The sequence below is a fragment of the Ralstonia pickettii genome (genome assembly GCF_030582395.1).
Classification (GTDB): domain Bacteria; phylum Pseudomonadota; class Gammaproteobacteria; order Burkholderiales; family Burkholderiaceae; genus Ralstonia; species Ralstonia pickettii_D.
This window is the reverse complement of the sequence record NZ_CP104381.1, coordinates 276510-293903: the sequence shown is the minus strand read 5'-3', so window position 1 is coordinate 293903 and position 17394 is coordinate 276510. Positions and strand designations below refer to the sequence as shown.

Annotated in this window: 15 protein-coding genes; 8 read left to right on the top strand and 7 right to left on the bottom strand. The window is 63.7% G+C overall.

Going from position 1 to position 17394, the window contains the following annotated elements:
* The first annotated feature begins 1052 nt into the window (after nt 1-1052).
* On the top strand, nt 1053-1583 hold the full coding sequence (locus N5B55_RS01360; protein ID WP_304538906.1) for a hypothetical protein: 531 nt from the start codon (nt 1053-1055) through the stop codon (nt 1581-1583).
* A 76-nt stretch (nt 1584-1659) separates the two neighbouring features.
* Here N5B55_RS01360 and maiA read toward each other — a convergent pair whose 3' ends face one another.
* Nucleotides 1660-2304 carry a maleylacetoacetate isomerase gene (gene maiA, locus N5B55_RS01355; protein ID WP_304538905.1) on the bottom strand — a complete coding sequence of 215 codons (645 nt, stop codon included), beginning with the start codon at nt 2302-2304 and terminating at the stop codon, nt 1660-1662.
* A gap of 26 nt (nt 2305-2330) precedes the next feature.
* Nucleotides 2331-3032, bottom strand: coding sequence for a fumarylacetoacetate hydrolase family protein (locus tag N5B55_RS01350; protein ID WP_304538904.1), 702 nt, complete (start codon nt 3030-3032; stop codon nt 2331-2333).
* A 147-nt stretch (nt 3033-3179) separates the two neighbouring features.
* Between N5B55_RS01350 and N5B55_RS01345 the strand changes: the two genes are divergently transcribed.
* The 5 genes from N5B55_RS01345 to ybiB all read left to right on the top strand — a co-directional run bounded on the left by N5B55_RS01345 (nt 3180) and on the right by ybiB (nt 9010).
* Nucleotides 3180-3806: an ANTAR domain-containing response regulator gene (locus N5B55_RS01345; RefSeq protein ID WP_065858742.1), complete on the top strand. Its 627-nt coding sequence runs from the start codon at nt 3180-3182 to the stop codon at nt 3804-3806.
* Between the two features lie 487 nt (nt 3807-4293).
* Nucleotides 4294-5574, top strand: a complete 1281-nt coding sequence (locus N5B55_RS01340; protein WP_304538903.1) for a CmpA/NrtA family ABC transporter substrate-binding protein — start codon at nt 4294-4296, stop codon at nt 5572-5574.
* A gap of 55 nt (nt 5575-5629) precedes the next feature.
* Nucleotides 5630-6481, top strand: a complete 852-nt coding sequence (gene ntrB / locus N5B55_RS01335) for a nitrate ABC transporter permease (RefSeq protein ID WP_065858738.1) — start codon at nt 5630-5632, stop codon at nt 6479-6481.
* A gap of 18 nt (nt 6482-6499) precedes the next feature.
* Nucleotides 6500-7303, top strand: a complete 804-nt coding sequence (locus N5B55_RS01330; RefSeq protein WP_304538902.1) for an ABC transporter ATP-binding protein — start codon at nt 6500-6502, stop codon at nt 7301-7303.
* A gap of 696 nt (nt 7304-7999) precedes the next feature.
* Complete coding sequence (gene ybiB, locus N5B55_RS01325; protein WP_304538901.1) at nt 8000-9010, top strand: DNA-binding protein YbiB; 1011 nt, start codon at nt 8000-8002, stop codon at nt 9008-9010.
* A gap of 14 nt (nt 9011-9024) precedes the next feature.
* Here ybiB and N5B55_RS01320 read toward each other — a convergent pair whose 3' ends face one another.
* Both N5B55_RS01320 and N5B55_RS01315 read right to left on the bottom strand, forming a co-directional pair.
* The gene (locus N5B55_RS01320) at nt 9025-9894 is read right to left on the bottom strand and encodes a pirin family protein (RefSeq protein WP_304538900.1); all 870 of its coding nucleotides are present in this window, start codon (nt 9892-9894) and stop codon (nt 9025-9027) included.
* 12 nt (nt 9895-9906) lie between these two features.
* The gene (locus N5B55_RS01315; RefSeq protein ID WP_027678335.1) at nt 9907-10311 is read right to left on the bottom strand and encodes an OsmC family protein; all 405 of its coding nucleotides are present in this window, start codon (nt 10309-10311) and stop codon (nt 9907-9909) included.
* Between the two features lie 240 nt (nt 10312-10551).
* Here N5B55_RS01315 and N5B55_RS01310 point away from each other — a divergent pair, with 240 nt between their 5' ends.
* Entirely contained in the window at nt 10552-13470 is a 2919-nt protein-coding gene (locus tag N5B55_RS01310; RefSeq protein ID WP_304538899.1) for a diguanylate cyclase domain-containing protein, read from the top strand.
* A 234-nt stretch (nt 13471-13704) separates the two neighbouring features.
* Nucleotides 13705-14598, top strand: a complete 894-nt coding sequence (gene rpoH, locus N5B55_RS01305; protein WP_369812435.1) for an RNA polymerase sigma factor RpoH — start codon at nt 13705-13707, stop codon at nt 14596-14598.
* 67 nt (nt 14599-14665) lie between these two features.
* Here the strand turns inward: rpoH and N5B55_RS01300 are convergent, their stop codons facing one another.
* From N5B55_RS01300 to N5B55_RS01290, 3 genes are all read right to left on the bottom strand, one after another.
* Nucleotides 14666-15271, bottom strand: coding sequence for an SCO family protein (locus N5B55_RS01300; protein ID WP_065858786.1), 606 nt, complete (start codon nt 15269-15271; stop codon nt 14666-14668).
* 69 nt (nt 15272-15340) lie between these two features.
* Nucleotides 15341-16282, bottom strand: a complete 942-nt coding sequence (cyoE, locus tag N5B55_RS01295) for a heme o synthase (protein ID WP_304538898.1) — start codon at nt 16280-16282, stop codon at nt 15341-15343.
* Between the two features lie 20 nt (nt 16283-16302).
* Entirely contained in the window at nt 16303-17394 is a 1092-nt protein-coding gene (locus N5B55_RS01290; RefSeq protein WP_304538897.1) for a COX15/CtaA family protein, read from the bottom strand.

Here is a 17394-nt window from a genome sequence, read left to right as displayed (position 1 = left end):
CTTGGTGGGGATCGTTGCCTATGACCCCCGTTGGTCAGCCTTTGGCATGGTGAGCCCCGAAGACATTGCTGTTGGTTTGTCTCGCTCGAAGCGGGTCAAGGAAAAACGGTTTTACGCCAAGGAGAGTCCATGAGGATTTCTGTCCCAATGCTTCTACTGAATGCCCTGGTAGCCACCGCTTGCTCAAGAGAACATGCAGCTGCAGTGTGGACAGCGAAGCAAAGTACCTCCGCCTATGCTTCAGAAGAGGACACCGACGACCGGGTCTTGTTCACCTTGGTGCCCGGCGACACATGCACCCCACTGCGCAGCGTGGTCATGAAGGTCTATCTCCACACCGAGATTCAGTGCAAGAATGGGCGTGGCTGGGTCATCGACAGGCAGAATTTTGATATCCAGCCAGCCCGTATCAGATCTGGGGCTGCGCAGCACTCCACGTCGTCGTCACCGGACTGATTGTGAAGTGCGCTCGCTTCTACTTGCCGTCATCATTTTCATGGGCGCATCTTCAGCAGCAGCGCCGACGATTACTCAGCATCTTGGTTCCTTCTCTAACCAGCGCACTGTAGGGAGTACAGACGACCCACATACTGAGGGGTATAGCCTTGATCTTTACCGTGAGGGGAAACGGATCTTCGGAAAGCTGTGCGTGTCGACCGGGATCGAAACGCCGTGCGGCATCATCGATAACGCTCAGATCATCCCTTCGACAAGCGCCATCAGATTTCGGGCAAAGTTGTCGACTGGCACTGAGTTCAGCCGAAGCTCAGGTCCGCAAGGGCGCCCATCACGAGATCTATTCGAGTTTGCCGGCACGATCGGCGCCAGCGCTGTAAAAGGTCGCCTCGTACATCGAAGCGGTTATGACGCGGAGAGCGCCATTCAATCTCAACGCATCGTGCTACGCCGAATCCATACGAGCACGTCGCCGGTCGGGTACGCCGAATGGTCCAAAGACCCCACCAACGTACCCGCTGATTGGTGACTTTCAACTTTTCGACAGACGGGCGGCGCCGCAGAAGGAAACGACGACGCCCCTCCAAACATTGGCTATGGCTCTGCGCCCCCATCCCTTGCTCTATTTGCAAGCAATCACAGCGCTGTCTTTTGCAATGCCACCGGACACAACGTACGCCAACTGCCCGCACGTGCTCACCGGCAAGCCAAGCTATCAAGCTGAAACGTCACTCTCTACTCCATCGCGTTCGGCAAAAAATGTGTTTCGTAGAGCATTGAATGAACAAGCTGGCTTGGACTTTGACGAGGCAAAACTATTCTTTGACTGCTTGAAGGACGCGACCAAGCGCGATGACAAGAATGCCCTTAGTCGGCTCGTCCAATACCCCTTGCGCGTCCATGCTCTAGACCGAGCAAGCACCATCGCGACGCCGGCAGCATTTAGAAAGGAGTACCCGTCGATCTTCAACCAACGCGTGAAGGACGCGATCGAAGCACAACGATTTGAGGATGTGTTCGTGAGCTACCGGGGCATCATGATCGGGAACGGCGAGCTTTGGATCAGCGGCATCACGGAACGAGGCCGAAGTAAGCCGACGATCAAGATCATCTCCATCAACAACTAGCGAACCGACTTTTGTTCCTAGGGTTGGATGTCCGATGGAAAAAAAGGCGCCGCCACCGCGACGCCCCACATCTCAATCACGCCGCATCCGGCTGCGCCGCAGGCGCAGCCCGCTGAAACGCCTCCTGCGCCATGCAGTGCTCAAAGATGCGCGCAAGCGTGGGGTAATCCTCCACCGCCACATCAAGCCGCTTGCCGTTGAACACCTGCGGCACGAGGCACACGTCGGCCAGCGTCGGCGTATCGCCAACACAGTAGGCGCCGGTCAGCGGCGACTGTGACAGCCGCGTTTCCAACGCCGCAAACCCCAGCTTCACCCAGTGGCGATACCAGTCGTTGCGCGCCTCTTCTTCCACGTTGAAGGTGTTCTTCAAGTACTTGAGCACGCGCGGGTTGTTCAGCGGATGGATCTCGCATGCGATGGCAAGCGCAATCGCGCGGATGTGCGCGCGATTGCTGGGCGAGCCCGGCAGCAGCGTGGGCTCGGGATGCGTCTCTTCCAGGTATTCGACAATCGCCAACGACTGGTTCAGCACGTCGTTGCCGTCGCACAGCACGGGCACCAGCGCATCGGGGTTCAGCTTGACGAACTCCGGCGCGAGCTGCTCGCCCTTGAGCAGGTGCACCGGCGCGTAGTCGTACGGCAGGCCCTTGATCTCCAGGGCGATACGCACGCGGAACGACGCCGAGCTGCGGAAGTAGTTGTACAGCTTGATCGACATGGCTTCTGACTCTTCTAGCGGGTCTATCAAATGACCTTCACGTGCAGCTCGCCCACGCCGTCGATCTTGCCGACCATCAGGTCGCCGACGACCACGGGGCCGACGCCTTCTGGCGTGCCGGTGTAGATCAGATCGCCGGGGCGCAGTTCGAACAGGCGCGACAGATACGCAATGGTTTCCGGCACCGACCAGATCAGGTCGGACAGGTCACCGCGCTGGTGTTCGCGGCCGTTGACCGACAGCGTGATGGCACCCTTGTCCGGATGCGCCACATCCTTGGCCGGCACGATCGGACCGATGGGCGCCGAGCCGTCGAATGCCTTGCCGGTTTCCCACGGGCGGCCGCCCTTCTTGGCGGCGTTCTGCAGATCCCGGCGCGTCATGTCCAGGCCGATGGCGTAACCGTAGATATGGTTGGCTGCCGTTTCCACGGCGATGTCGCGCCCGCCCGTGCCGATGGCGACCACGAGTTCGATCTCGTAGTGGCAATCCTTCGTTTCGGTCGGGTAGACGAACTGGCCGGTCTCGCCGTCTGCGATGTAGCGCACGGCGTCGGCCGGCTTGCAGAAGAAGAACGGCGGTTCGCGGTCGGGGTCGGAACCCATCTCGCGTGCATGGGCGGCGTAGTTGCGGCCGACGCAGTACACACGGCGCACCGGAAACTGGCCCTGCCCGCCACGCACGGGAATGCCATTGACGGCGGGCGGGGTGACGACGAATTCGGTCATGCGGGTCTCCTCGGACTCAGCTGGATTGGAACAGGTGGGAAACTGCGGCCACCGCCCCCCGGCGACCGACGAGTTTGCGAGGATACACCCGCACCTGCCCGGCGCGGTTCTTGCATGAGCGGCGTGCACCCTGCCCCACTTTGCACCATGCAAACGAAGCCGCCCCATTCATCCGCCCCGCCCGCCGCCGCGCCCATGCGCGTGCTGCTGGTGCGCGATCCGCTCGACGCTGAACAGATCAACCTCGAGCTGATCCGCGCCGGGCTGGCGGAGGCCGGCTTTGTGGATGTCGGCCTGGCGGACGCCGACCTGACGCTGCCCGAGCGCATTGCCGAGACACAACCCGACATGGTGATCGTCGCCTCTGAATCGGCTGCTCGGGACACCATCGAGCACGTCTGCGTGGCCACCCAGCATGCGCCCCGCCCGATCGTGCTCTTCACCGACAACGACGACGCCACGCGCATCAAGACGGCGTTTGCCGCCGGCATCACCGCCTATATCGTCGACGGGATCAAGCCCACGCGTGTGAAGGCTGTGCTGGACGTCGCCTATGCCCGTTTCGAGCACGAGCGCGAACTGCGGGCCGAGCTGGATACCGCCAAGACCCAGCTGGCCGAGCGCAAGGTGCTCGAGCGCGCCAAGGGCCTGCTGATGAAGCAGATGAACCTGTCGGAAGACGACGCCTTCAAGCGCCTGCGGAAGATGGCGATGGATCGCAACATCAAGCTGGTGGAAGCCGCCCAACGCGTGATCGATGTGATGGCCGGCTGAGCGGTCAGACCACCGCCCAGTTTTGGTGCGTCGCACAACTCCGGCGCCGGAAACGCACCAGTCGCGCGCGGCGTTCCGAACCCCACACGTGGCGTTCCGAACCTCAATCGCGGGGTTAAAAGCCTCGCACGTCGAGTTCCGAGCCCCAACTGCCGAGCTAAAAGCCTCACACGCCGAGTTCCGAACCTCAACCGCCGAGCTAAATGCCTCACGCGCCGAGTTCCGAGCCTCAATGGCCGAGCTAAAAGCCTCACGCGCCGAGTTCTGAACTCGGAACGCCGAGAAAAAAGCTCGGCGCGTGGAGATCGGAACTCGGAACGCCAGCATGCATCGCTCAACGTTGGCATACCCCTTGCAAGTGTCGCTCCGAAGCCGGTGCCAACGCGGGTATCGGCATGGGACAACGGCGTCCCGATGCACGGCAGCGCGCCCCTCTTTTGGACGGGCGGCAGTCGCGCATCGGGACGCTTTTTCTTTGGAGCCATGGATGGCCGCGCCAGACAAGACCGACGCTCTCGTCAACCCGATCAACCCGAAGCGCCGCACCATCATGAAAGCCGCGGCGACGATTGCAGGAGGCAGTGCCGTGGCAGTGATCGATCCGCTGGTGCGTGCCGGGGCATGGGCCGCCGGTTCCGATGCGCCCGAGAAGACGGAGCTGAAAATCGGCTTCATTCCGCTCACGGACTGCGCCTCGGTGGTCATGGCGTCCACGCTTGGCATCGACAAGAAGTACGGCATCAAGATCACGCCGTCGAAAGAGGCCTCGTGGGCCGGCGTGCGCGACAAGCTCGTATCGGGCGACCTGGATGCGGCGCACGTGCTCTACGGCCTGATCTACGGCGTGCAGCTCGGCATTGGCGGCCCCAAGAAAGACATGGCGGTGCTGATGACGCTCAACAACAACGGCCAGGCGATCACGCTGTCGTCCAAGCTGAAGGAAGCGGGCGTCAAGGATGGCGCGTCGTTGAAGGCCGTCATGGCAAAAGACAAGCGCGAATATGTGTTCGCGCAGACCTTCCCGACCGGCACGCATGCGATGTGGCTGTATTACTGGCTGGCCGCGCACGGCATCCACCCGCTGCAGGAAGCGAAGGCGATCACCGTGCCGCCGCCGCAGATGGTGGCCAACATGCGCGTCGGCAACATGGATGGCTACTGCGTGGGCGAGCCGTGGGGTGCCCGCGCAATTGCGGACAACATCGGCTTTACCGCCGAGACAACACAGGCCATCTGGAAAGACCACCCCGAGAAGGTGCTCGGCACCACGGCGGAGTTCGTGCAGAAGTATCCGAACACCGCGCGTGCCCTCACGGCCGCGGTGCTGGAAGCGGGCAAGTTCATCGATGCGTCGGCGTCGAACCGACGCAAGACGGCCGAGACCGTCGCCGCCAAGTCGTACGTCAACACCGACATGGACATCATTCTCGACCGCATGCTGGGCCGCTACACCAATGGCCTGGGCAAGACGTGGGACGACCCCGACCCGATGCGCTTCTATCACGACGGCGCGGTCAACTTCCCGTACTTGTCGGACGGCATGTGGTTCCTCACGCAGCACAAGCGCTGGGGCCTGTTGAAGGCGCATCCGGATTACCTGGCCGTCGCCAAGCAGGTCAACCGCATCGACATCTTCAAGCAGGCCGCAACCGCCACCGGCACGCCGCTGCCCAAGAGCGATATGCGCACGGCCAAGTTGATCGACGGCGTGGTGTGGGATGCGAAAAACCCCGCCGCGTATGCGGACGGCTTCAAGCTGAAAGCCTGACGCCTCCGTCCGTCCGAATTTTCGATTGCGGTCCCTCACATCGATGGAGCCCGACATGAACACGCTCGTCAAAACATTGTCTGGCGTGCAGTCCGACGCCGCCCCTGAACGTCGCAGGTTCGTTGCGCGCGACTGGTTTGTCGCTGCCGTGGTGCGCGGCTTTCCGCCCGTGCTGGGCTTGGTGCTTTTTGTGCTGGCGTGGCAAGGCATTGCCACGGCCATCCCCGCATTGCCAACACCGGCGGTGACGTGGAAAGCGGCCGTTGCGCTCTTCGCCGATCCGTTCTATCGCAATGGCCCGAATGACCAGGGCGTAGGCTGGAACGTGCTGGCCTCGCTGGCGCGCGTGGGTGCGGGCTTCGGCATGGCGGCAGTTGTCGGCATTCCGGCGGGCTTCCTGATCGGGCGCTTTGCGTTTCTCAATGCGATGGCCTCGCCCATCATCAGCCTGCTGCGGCCGGTGTCGCCGCTGGCGTGGCTGCCGATCGGGCTGCTGCTGTTCAAATCGGCCAACCCGGCGGCCATCTGGGCGATCTTCATCTGCTCGATCTGGCCGATGGTCATCAACACCGCCGTGGGCGTGACGCGCGTGCCGCAGGACTACCTGAACGTGGCCCGTGTGCTGAATCTCTCCGAATGGAAGGTGTTCACGCGCGTGCTGTTTCCCGCCGTGCTGCCGTACATGCTGACGGGCGTGCGGCTGTCCATCGGCACGGCATGGCTGGTGATCGTGGCGGCGGAGATGCTCACCGGCGGCGTCGGCATCGGCTTCTGGCTGTGGGACGAGTGGAACAACCTGAAGGTCGAGCACATCGTCATCGCCATCTTCGTGATTGGTGTGGTGGGCTTGCTGCTCGAGCACGCGCTGCTGGCGATTGCGCGGCGCTTCTCGTACGACGCGGTTTGAGGAAAGAGGGGGAGCGCCATGACAGACAAATTCCTGCGCATTGAAAACGTCGGGCAGACGTTCAAGACCAAGCGCGGCCCGTTCGTCGCCCTGCGCGATATCGACCTGACGGTGGCGCGCGGTGAGTGCATCGCGCTCATCGGGCACTCGGGGTGCGGTAAGTCGACGTTGCTCAATCTCATTGCCGGCCTCACGCGGCCGACCACGGGTGGATTGATTCTGGCCGAGCGGGAGATTGCCGGGCCGGGGCCAGATCGCGCGGTGGTGTTTCAGAACCATTCGCTGCTGCCGTGGCTCACGTGCTTTGACAACGTGTATCTCGCCGTCGAGCGCGTCTTCGGCAAGACCGAGACCAAGGCGCAGTTGCGTGATCGCACGCATGCGGCGCTGGCGTTGGTGGGCTTGTCGCATGCCGAACAGAAGCATCCGCACGAAATCTCGGGCGGGATGAAGCAGCGCGTGGGCATTGCGCGGGCGTTGTCCATGGAGCCGAAGGTGCTGCTGATGGATGAGCCCTTTGGCGCGCTGGATGCGCTCACGCGCGCGCATCTGCAGGATGAGCTGCTGAAGATCGTGGCGGCGACCGGCAGCACGGTGGTGATGGTGACCCACGATGTGGATGAAGCGGTGCTGTTGGCAGACCGCATCGTGATGATGACGAATGGGCCGGCGGCGACGATTGGCGAGGTGTTGACGGTGGATTTGCCGCGGCCGCGGGATCGGATGGCGTTGGCGGAGGATCCGACTTATCACGCTTGCCGGACGGCGGTGTTGGATTTTCTGTATCGGAAGCAGAGGCATCCGGTGGCGGAGGCTGCCTGAATTATTGTGTTTTGCTTGTTGGTTTTGAGGTTGGTGGTTGGCCTCTGTTTCGTCCCCTGCCGGGACCGACTCACTTTCTTTGTCTTGCCAAAGAAAGTAAGCAAAGAAAGGCGCGCCCGAGATGGCGACCCACTCCTTGAATTTATGTCGCAGGGAGGGAGGGGAGGCAAACTCGCTTCGCTCAGACAGGCCTCCCCTCTTTTTCCTCCCTGCGACAGAAATTCAAGGCGCCATCTAGGGCAAGGGAAAAGCACACCATCTTTTGCCAGCGCGCCACTTCGTGTTACAGGCCGAACCCGTCGTTCGGTGTCCGTCGTTCGTCGTCCATCGCTCTGCACTGAGCGCGAGTTTCAGCGCTCACATCGGCACGCCAACGGTGTGGCCGTTGACGTTCCTGCCCTAGATGGCGCCTTGAATTTGTGTAAGCGGGCGGAAAAAAGAAGGAGGCCTGTCTGAGCGCAGCGAGTTTGCCTTCTTCTCCGCCCGGTTACAGAAATTCAAGGAGGAAGTCGCCATCTCGGGCGCGCCTTTCTTTTGCTTACTTTTCTTTGGCAAGACAAAGAAAGTGACTCAGCCCCGGCAAGGGATGAAACAACGGATGCACCACCAACAAAAACCAACCCAACCCCCACGCTAGCGCCAGCGCAAACCCCAGCGCTATGATCAAACCCAAGCAAACACCCCCACCACATCCTGATGCCCGCTCCCCCCATCCTCCCCGCCACCGCGACTGAAGACGCCTTCGCCAATGGCCCCTTCCCCGCTGCCCGCTTCATCAAGGAAATCGGCCGCGGCGCAGACGGCGCCCGAGCGCTGGTCAAGCACGATGCCCGCGCGCTCTTCACCGCCATGCTGGAAAGCCGCATCTCTGACGTGCAGCTCGGCGCCATCCTCATGGCCTACCGCATCAAGGGGGAAACGCCGGAGGAACTCGACGGCATGCTGGAAGCCACGCATGCGCATTGCCGGCCGCTGCCGGCCCCGAACACGCCGGAGCACGCGCTGCCGGTCGTCATCCCCAGCTACAACGGCGCCCGCCGCCAGCCGAACCTGGTGCCGCTGCTGGCGAAGCTGCTGGCGCGCGAAGGTGTGCCGGTGCTGGTGCATGGCATCCGCCGCTTCGATGGCCGCATCACTACGGCGGCGCTGTTCGCAGCGCTCGGCTGGCCTGTCTGCGAGCACATGGACGACGCACGTCAGCGGCTGGAGCGCGATCGGCTGGCGTTCGTGCCGATCGACGTGCTCTCGCCCCAGCTGACCTCGCTCTTGGACAAGCGCGAGATCGTCGGCCTGCGCAATTCGGCCCACACAGTGGTGAAGATGCTGCAGCCCATTGGTGGGCATGCGCCCCACGAGGCGCTGCGGCTGGTCAGCTACACGCACCCGGAATACCGCGACACGCTCACCGATTACTTCCTGCGCCATCCGGCCAATGTGCTGCTGGCACGTGGCACCGAGGGCGAGGCGGTGGCCGATGCGCGGCGCGGCAGCGCGGTGGAGTGGCTGCACGACGGCGCGCATGAAACGGTGATCGATGCGGTGGAAGGTTCGAGCGACGCACCGCCTGAGCTGCCCGCAGGAACGGACGTGGCAGCAACGGCACGGTGGATTGAGGCGGTGCTCGAAGGCAAGCAGCCGGTGCCGGAGCCGATCGCCAAGCAGGTCCGCGCGATCGTGCGGTGTGCACGACCGGCGCAGGCTACCTGATCGACCGCCCGGTCTTACTTGGACGGCAGCGGAATGCGCTCCGTTTCGCCCGGCACGTGGGCGAACGCGTCGGCCTCCCAGCGCTGCTTGGCGTCTTCAATGTCGGCCTTATCGCTGGCGACGAAGTTCCAGTAGATGTGACGGTGGCCGTCGGTCGGGTCACCGCCCAGCAGCATCACGCGCGACGACACCTGCGCGGTGAGCGTCACGTCGCCGCCGGGCTCCAGCACCGCGAGGTGGTGCGGGTCGAGCGCCTCGCCGTCGATGGTGACAGCACCCTCGACCAGATACAGGCCGCGGTCTGCATGCTCGGGCGGAATCACCAGCGATGCACCGGCCGCGAGTTCCAGCGCCACATAGAGCGTGCGCGAACTCACCTTCACCGGCGACGTCAGCCCAAACGCATCCCCCGCAATGACAACGCCCTGCACGCCCGGGCATTCCAGCTTGGGCAGCGTGTCTGCCGCGTGATGGGCGAAGCTGGCGCCCACCTTTTCCTGATCCTTCGGCAGCGCCACCCAGGTCTGGATGCCATGCACGCGCGCGCCCTTTTCGCGCCCTTCCGGGGAAGAACGCTCGGAGTGGACGATGCCGTTGCCGGCCGTCATCCAGTTCACGTCGCCGGGGGTGATGGTCTGCACGCTGCCGAGGCTGTCACGGTGAACCATGCTGCCGTCGAACAGATACGTGACAGTGGCCAGCCCGATGTGTGGGTGCGGACGCACGTCGATGCCCTCGCCGGGGGCGAAATCAACCGGGCCCATGTGGTCGAAGAAGATGAAAGGGCCCACCGTCTGGCGCGCGGCCGAGGGCAGCACGCGCTTGACCGAAAAACCGCCGAGGTCCCGCACGTGCGGGCCGATGATGTGCTGAATGGACGTCATGGTGAAAGCTCCTCAGGCGCGCTCGGCAAGCTCGGTGTCGACGCTGATCTCGACCTCGGTCATCAGCTTGTGAATGGGGCATTTACCGGCCACGCGCAGGAGGTCGGCGCGCTGCTCGTCGCTCAGGTCGCCGTGCAGAGTCAGCACCGTGCGCAACTTGTAGCGGCCCTGACGCTCCTGGGTGCCGTCGTGCTCGACGGCCACGTCGATCGAATCGAGCGGGTACTTGCGCTGGCGCGCATACAGCGTGACGGTGAGCGCCTTGCAGCTCGCCAGGGCCGCGTCAAAGTAGGCGTGGGGGTCGGGCGCGCTGCCTTCGCCTGTCGGCTTGGGCACATCGGTATAGGTGACGCCTTCGGGGAACGTCACCTTGTGGCGGAAAAGGCCTTCGGTGTCCTTGCTGACGACGATCGTCATGACGGCTCCTGTAACGGTTTCTGCAATGTCTGGGCAGTGTAGCCAACTTGCGTGACGTCACGGGAGCCGGCGTAAAGTGCGGCGCGCATCGCATTGATCGGCGTTGCGGTCGCCGGACATTGCAGACATGACAATTCTGCCCGCCCATTTGGGTGGAAACGCTCAAGCGGCGCGGTTTTCCGCCGATCTTCCGGTTAGAAGACATTCGCCCAGAAACCGCCCCGCTTACGCGTTATTTGCATGGTTCCTCGCCGGCCGCTTGTCGCCATTGCCGGCGGCATCGGCTTCCTCCTCGTCCTTGTCGGGCTGACCGTGATGGTCGGCTGGCTGCGGCATTGGCCGTGGGCGGTGAAGCTGGGCACCGATCGGCTGCTGATCGTGTTCGCCACGGGGATCAACCTGACCCTGCTCGGCGCGGGACTGACAGCGCTGCTGGTCGGGACGGTACGGCCAAATATTCGCTGGGCAGATCCGATGGCCCGCGGGCTGGGCGGCGTGGTGGCGGTGCTGGCCGGGCTGCGGCTGGCCGAGATGATCACGGGATGGCCGATCGGGTTGGACTTTCCAGGCGTGCACGCCTGGCTCGACCGCCAATGGGTGACCGGATGGATTGGCGGCATGCACCCCAGCCACGCGCTGGCGATGGCCGCGTCGGCGACGGCCCTGAGCCTCGTGCCGACGTTGCGCAAACCGCACCGTGCGCGGTGGTTCTGGGGCCTGGTCGGCCTGTCGATGCTGCTGTGCGCCGGGGACCTGCTTGGGCGCGCCATGGCGCTGGAGTATCTGTACCCGACGTGGTTGGTGTGGCGCGCCTCGGACGTGGCGGCCATCTGCACGCTGCTGGTGGTCACGGGCGTGCTGTCCGTGGCGGTGATCCGGCATCCGGGCGTGTTGCACCTGCGCCTGTCGCCGGAAGACACCATCGTGTGGATCAGCGGCGGCTGCGTGTTGCTTGCGGGCCTGGGCGCCACCATCACGGCATTCATCATCCAGGTGGACAGCGTCAGCCTGACATTCGGCACCACGCGGACGCGGGCGCTCTCCAGCTACGCAGAAGAGTTCGATCAGCTGCTGGCCATGCGCGCCGAGAGCCCCCGTCTGGTGGCCGCCGCCACGCACATCCAGGAGGTGCTGCGGCATCCGGCCGACAACGCAGCGCGCCTGCGCGGCGCGAGCGCACTGCAGGCGTATCGGGAACAGGGCTACTCGTACCTGCAACTGCGTACGCTGGCGGGCGAGGGCATCGTCAGTCTCGGCATGCAAACGCTTAAGCCGGAGCTGTCGATTCCGCTGCACGCCGGCCTCGCGCCTGAGCGCGTCACGCTGCAATGGGTACACGGATTCGCCATGCGCACGGAAACGCCTGTCATGGCAGACGGCATGCAGATCGGCTGGTTGGTCGCAGAGCAACCGCTTGCCCACATGACCGCGCGCTACGCCAGCGAACGCGGCATCGGAAAGACCGAAACGCTGGCAATGTCGGGCTTTGATGCACGCGGCCGCGCCATGTCGTTTCCGCAGCGCTTCGATGCGTACGTATTTCCGCTGCCGGCGCTTACGGTCGACCGCCGACCACTGCCGTCGCGCCTTGCGCTGGCGGGCGAGGCAGGTTACGGCCAATGGCAGGACATCCACGGCATGCCGACGTCGTTCAGCTACACGCCGATCGGCCATACGGGCCTGGCGCTGATCAGCAAGATCGCCTGCGCCGAGTTGTACGCACCCATGCGCGTGCAGTTCGAGCGGCTGGCGGCCTTCATGCTGTGCCTGATGATCGGCAGCGTGCTGGTGATCCGTTTGACGGTGCGTCCGTTCGCCAATCGGCTGGCCGCGTCCGAACGGGCGCTGCGCACCGCCAACGAAAGCCTCGAGCGCCGCCGCGACGCCCTGCGCGCCAGCCGCGAACAACTGCGCCTGGTGGCCGACAACGTGCCGGCGCAGCTCAGCTATGTCGACCCCGACGGCATCGTGCGCTTTGCCAGCCGCACCCTGCTCGAAGCCTTCGGCCGCCGCGAGGACGAGATGCTCGATCACCACGTGCGCGACATCTACGCCCCCGAGGACTATCGCGCGCTGCTGCCTTACATGACCGAGGTGCTGGCCGGGTACCCGGTGCAATTCGAGATCCAGTCGATGCGCACAGGCGTGCCCCGCTACCTGAGCGGTCATTACTTTCCTGACTACGACGATCGCGGCACGCTGCGGGGCTATTTCTCCGTGCTGCAGGATCTGACGGCCCGCACCACTGCCGAGCTGGCTCTGGCGCGCAGTGAACGGGCGCTCAAGCTGGTGCTCGACAACGCGCCGCTGCTGGTCTCGCACATCAACCCGGATGGCGTCTTCACGTTCTGCAACGTCACGCACGCACGTTGGCTGCAGCGCACCCCGGAGGAAGTCTGTGGCCAGACGCCGGAACGGGTCTTCACGCCGAGCACGTACGCGCTGCTCGCGCCGTATCTCGCGCGCGCGCAGCAAGGAGAATCGGTCCAATTCGAGATCACCGCGCCGTGGTACGAAAAACCGTCTGCCAGCGGTCTGCGCAGCCGCACACGCCACTTCCGAGGTCAGCTCGTCCCCGATGCCGGAGAAGCGCAGGACGGCCGCTGCGGCTTCTACGCATTCGTGCAGGACGTGACCGAAGCCAAGCGCAGCGAGATGGAGCTTTCCCGCATGGCGCGCTTTGATGCGCTGACGGGCCTGCCCAACCGTTATGAGCTGTACGAGCGGCTGCGCGCAGCGCTGGAGCGCCGTCAGCGGCTGCCTGCGCCGTTGGGGGTGCTGTACCTGGACGTCGACCACTTCAAGCACATCAACGACACCTACGGCCACGCCGCCGGCGATGCAGTGCTGGTGGAAGTCGCCCACCGCCTTCAACGCGCCGTGCGCCGCACCGACACCGTGGCCCGCCTCGCGGGTGACGAATTCATCATCCTGCTGGACCCCATCGACGCCCCGGATGATGCGCTGCACACGGCACAGAAAATCGTCGGTGCAATCCGCCCGCCCATCACCCTGCGGGGCGACACGATCCTGCACGTCACGACGAGCGTCGGTGTCGCGTGTCCCGCCCCCGAAGTACGTGAACCCGACACCGCTTTGCGGGAAGCGGATCGCGCACTTTACTGGGCCAAGTCGCGCGGTCGAAACACGGCGGCGTAGTCGAGAACCGATGCCGTCAGTGACGGTCTATGAATGAGCGCGCTGCTCATATTGCTGCGGCGCAAACATCACGCTATGAACTAAGCTTGCCGATTTACGGGAACTATCAAACAGGCAAAAATGTCCTATTAGCACTCTTCCGGTCGGAGTGCTAAGATGCCTTTCTAAACCTCCACTGGATTTCGACAGGAGTCCTGAGTGAACGCAGTCATCCCCGTGAATACCGTTTCCGCAATCGCCACCCAGCCGTCCGGCAACGCCGGCAATGGATGGGCGCTGGCGTTCCCCGGCAACCTGGGCAACATCGACGCTTATATCCAGAGCGTCAACCGTGTGCCAATGCTGTCGGCTGAAGAAGAACAACGCCTGGCCCGCGAATACCGCGACAACGACAATCTTGATGCCGCCCGCCGCTTGGTGCTCTCGCACCTTCGTCTGGTCGTATCGATTGCGCGCGGCTACCTGGGCTACGGCCTGCCGCATGCCGACCTGATCCAGGAAGGCAACATCGGCCTGATGAAAGCCGTCAAGCGCTTCGATCCCGATCAGGGCGTGCGTCTGGTTTCGTACGCGATGCACTGGATCAAGGCCGAGATGCACGAGTACATCTTGAAGAACTGGCGCATGGTGAAGGTGGCCACCACCAAGGCCCAACGCAAGCTGTTCTTCAACCTGCGCAGCCACAAGCAGGATGCGCAGGCGACCTTCACGTCGGACGAGATCGATGCGGTAGCGGCCGAACTCAACGTCAAGGGCACGGAAGTGCGCGAGATGGAAACGCGTCTCTCGGGCGGCGACATTGCGCTGGAAGGCCAGATGGACGACGGCGAAGAATCGTACGCCCCCATCGCCTACCTGGCCGATACGCACAACGAGCCGACCCGCGTGATCGAAGCGCGCAGCAACGACCGCATGCAAAGCGAGGGCATTGAAGCCGCCCTCGCCAAGCTGGATGACCGTAGCCGCCGCATCATCGAAGCCCGCTGGCTGAACGTGAACGATGATGGATCGGGTGGCTCGACGCTGCACGAGCTGGCAGACGAGTTTGGCGTCTCGGCCGAGCGCATCCGCCAGATCGAATCGGCCGCGATGAAGAAAATGAAGGGTGCGCTGCAGGCTTTCGCCTAAGTTGCCCGCCTCGCCATAAAAAAGCCCGCCAGGTTGGCGGGCTTTTTCTTTGGGCGGCAGCCGGAGATCAGTCGGCCAGCAGTTGCTTGATATCGTGTGCAATCGGCTCAGGCCCCTGGCCGTGCTTGATGAACAAGCGCAGGTTGCCCTTTGGATCAAACATGTAGCTGCCGGCGGTGTGGTCCATGGTGTAGGTGTCGGGCGAACTGCCCGGCACCTTGCTGTAAAACACCTTGAAGTCCGACGCGACCTTTTTCAGCTCAGCGTCGTTTGCCGGACGCAGGCCGATGAAGCGCGGATCGAATGCGGGCACGTACTTGGCCAGCAGGTCTTGCGTGTCGCGCTCCGGGTCGACGGTGACGAACAGCACCTGGACGCGGTCGGCATCCTTGCCGAGGGTCTCCATCACGGCACGCAACTCAGCCAGCGTGGTTGGGCAGACATCGGGGCAATGCGTGTAACCGAAGAACATGACCACGACCTTGCCGCGGAAATCCTGGAGGGTGCGACGCTTGCCGGTGTGGTCGGTCAGTGAGAAATCGGTCCCGAAGCTCTTGGACCCGGTAATGTCGAGGTTCTTGAAGGCGGGCTTGTCGCTGCACGCCGCGAGCGCCAGCACGGAGACGGCCAGCATGGCGAACAGCGCGGCGCGGAAGTGTCGGAAAGAGAGCATGGTCATCGTGTTGGAAACAGACCGCCTAGCGTAACGCCAACGGCACATGCCTGCTGGCGCCCCTGTGCGTCACAGCGCCGCGCTTTGCGTAAGCGCCGGGCCGAACTTGAAGTAATGGTCCACCAGCAGCGCGGCAAACAGGATCGACAGGTAGATGATGGAGTAGCGGAAAGTCTTCTGTGCCAGCGCGTCGGAGTACTTGCGGTACATGCGCCAGGCGTACGAGAGGAAGCCGAAGCCGAGCACCAGCGCTGTCACCAGATAGATATAACCGCTCATGCCGTAGACGAACGGCAGGATGGTCGCGGCGATCATGACCAGCGTGTACAGCAGGATATGCAGCAGCGTGTATTTCTCGCCGTGCGTGATCGGCAGCATCGGCAGGCCGGACTTTGCGTAGTCAGCGCGGCGGTACAGCGCGAGTGCCCAGAAGTGCGGCGGCGTCCAGGTAAAGATGATGAGCACCAGGATCCACGCCTCGGCCGGCACGCTGTTGGCCACGGCCGCCCAGCCCAGCGCCGGAGGCATCGCGCCCGACAAACCGCCGATCACGATGTTCTGTGGCGTGGCGGGCTTGAGCAGCAGTGTGTAGATGATCGCGTAGCCGATGAAGGTCGCGAACGTCAGCCACATCGTCAGGTCGTTGGCGAATACGTGCAGCGTCCACATGCCCGCACCACCAAGTACCACCGAGAACACCAGGATCTGCCGCGTGCCCAACTCGCCGCTGGCGGAAGGGCGCCAGGCCGTCCGGCGCATCATTGCGTCGATCTTGCGCTCGACCAGGCAGTTGATGGCAAAGGCAGCGCCGGCAAACAGCCAGATGCCGACCGCGCCGCCGATCAGCACCGGCCACGGCACCATGCCCGGCGTGGCCAGGAACATACCGATCACGGCGCAGAACACGGCAAGCTGCGTGACGCGCGGCTTGGTCAGCGCCGCATACTGCGATGCGGTCGTTCGCCAGCCAGGAAGTTGAGTGGAAGTTGTTGGGGTTGCCACGGTATTCATAAAAAACGGTCAGACGGCATTCAGACGACGGCAGCCGCCACAGGCATCGGCGCCCGCGCGTGCGCGAGCCCGATCAGGTAATGCAGACGCACCATCAGCAACAGCAGCACGGCCGCGCCGCCGTTGTGCGCCACGGCGGCCAGCAGCGGCCACCCCAGCACGATGTTCGAAAGCCCGGTCGCCAATTGCACGGCCAGCACAACGAGCAGCACCGTCGCGACACGGCCGATGCCGTGGATGCGACGTGCGCGTACGCCAAGCCATGCCAGGTAGCTCAGCACGACGACCGCAAACACGCGGTGCGTCCAATGGATGGCGACCAGCGCTTCGTGCGAGATGAAATCGCCGCCGGCGGTCTTACCGAGCTGGCGCCAGAATGTGAAGCCGTGTGCAAAGTCCATCGGCGGAACCCACTGGCCGTTGCACAGCGGAAAATCGGTACAGGCCAGCACAGCGTAGTTCGTGCTGACCCAGCCACCCAGGGCAATCTGCACAACGAGCAGCACGAGCCCGATGGCCGCCGCCGTGCGCAACGAGGCGCCGCGCTCATCGACCGCACGCGGCGCGTCGTTCTTGCAGCCGAGCCAGATCAGCGCGGCGAGCAACGACATGCCGAGCAGCAAGTGCGTCACCACGATGGCCGGCTGCAGCTTGAGCGTGACCGTCCACGCGCCAAAGGCGCCTTGCACACACACCAGCGCCAGCACCGCCGTTGCATACCAGGGCGACTGCTTCAGTTCCTTGCGCTTGACCCACGCCAGCACCACCAGCGTGATGATCAGCACGCCCAACGCAAGCGCGAAGTAGCGATGCGTCATCTCGATCCATGCTTTCATCCACGTGACGGGGCCGCTCGGCATGGCGGCCTGTGCGGCATGGATGTCGTCACGGGCGTGGAACGGGTTGGAGGTGCCGTAGCAGCCCGGCCAATCCGGGCACCCGAGGCCTGAATCCGTCAGACGCGTGAAGCTGCCGAACATGATCAAGTCCAGCGTGAGGAAAGCGGTGATCCACACCAGCTTGCGGTACTTGTTGCGATCCCCTTTGACCAGCACGTAGCACAGCGGGATCAGCGCGATCAGGATGCCAATGGAAGCAAGTTGCAGCAGCAT

What these genes read in the sequence shown, in the direction of transcription:
- N5B55_RS01320 (WP_304538900.1), bottom strand. Translation starts at nt 9,894, where the DNA reads ATGACGTCCATTCAGCACATCATCGGCCCGCACGTGCGGGACCTCGGC.
- N5B55_RS01345 (WP_065858742.1), top strand. Translation starts at nt 3,180, where the DNA reads ATGCAAACGAAGCCGCCCCATTCATCCGCCCCGCCCGCCGCCGCGCCC.
- N5B55_RS01340 (WP_304538903.1), top strand. Translation starts at nt 4,294, where the DNA reads ATGGCCGCGCCAGACAAGACCGACGCTCTCGTCAACCCGATCAACCCG.
- N5B55_RS01360 (WP_304538906.1), top strand. Translation starts at nt 1,053, where the DNA reads ATGGCTCTGCGCCCCCATCCCTTGCTCTATTTGCAAGCAATCACAGCG.
- N5B55_RS01330 (WP_304538902.1), top strand. Translation starts at nt 6,500, where the DNA reads ATGACAGACAAATTCCTGCGCATTGAAAACGTCGGGCAGACGTTCAAG.
- N5B55_RS01315 (WP_027678335.1), bottom strand. Translation starts at nt 10,311, where the DNA reads ATGACGATCGTCGTCAGCAAGGACACCGAAGGCCTTTTCCGCCACAAG.
- N5B55_RS01300 (WP_065858786.1), bottom strand. Translation starts at nt 15,271, where the DNA reads ATGCTCTCTTTCCGACACTTCCGCGCCGCGCTGTTCGCCATGCTGGCC.
- N5B55_RS01310 (WP_304538899.1), top strand. Translation starts at nt 10,552, where the DNA reads ATGGTTCCTCGCCGGCCGCTTGTCGCCATTGCCGGCGGCATCGGCTTC.
- cyoE (WP_304538898.1), bottom strand. Translation starts at nt 16,282, where the DNA reads ATGAATACCGTGGCAACCCCAACAACTTCCACTCAACTTCCTGGCTGG.
- N5B55_RS01350 (WP_304538904.1), bottom strand. Translation starts at nt 3,032, where the DNA reads ATGACCGAATTCGTCGTCACCCCGCCCGCCGTCAATGGCATTCCCGTG.
- ntrB (WP_065858738.1), top strand. Translation starts at nt 5,630, where the DNA reads ATGAACACGCTCGTCAAAACATTGTCTGGCGTGCAGTCCGACGCCGCC.
- ybiB (WP_304538901.1), top strand. Translation starts at nt 8,000, where the DNA reads ATGCCCGCTCCCCCCATCCTCCCCGCCACCGCGACTGAAGACGCCTTC.
- N5B55_RS01290 (WP_304538897.1), bottom strand. Translation starts at nt 17,394, where the DNA reads ATGCTGCTGCAACTTGCTTCCATTGGCATCCTGATCGCGCTGATCCCG.
- maiA (WP_304538905.1), bottom strand. Translation starts at nt 2,304, where the DNA reads ATGTCGATCAAGCTGTACAACTACTTCCGCAGCTCGGCGTCGTTCCGC.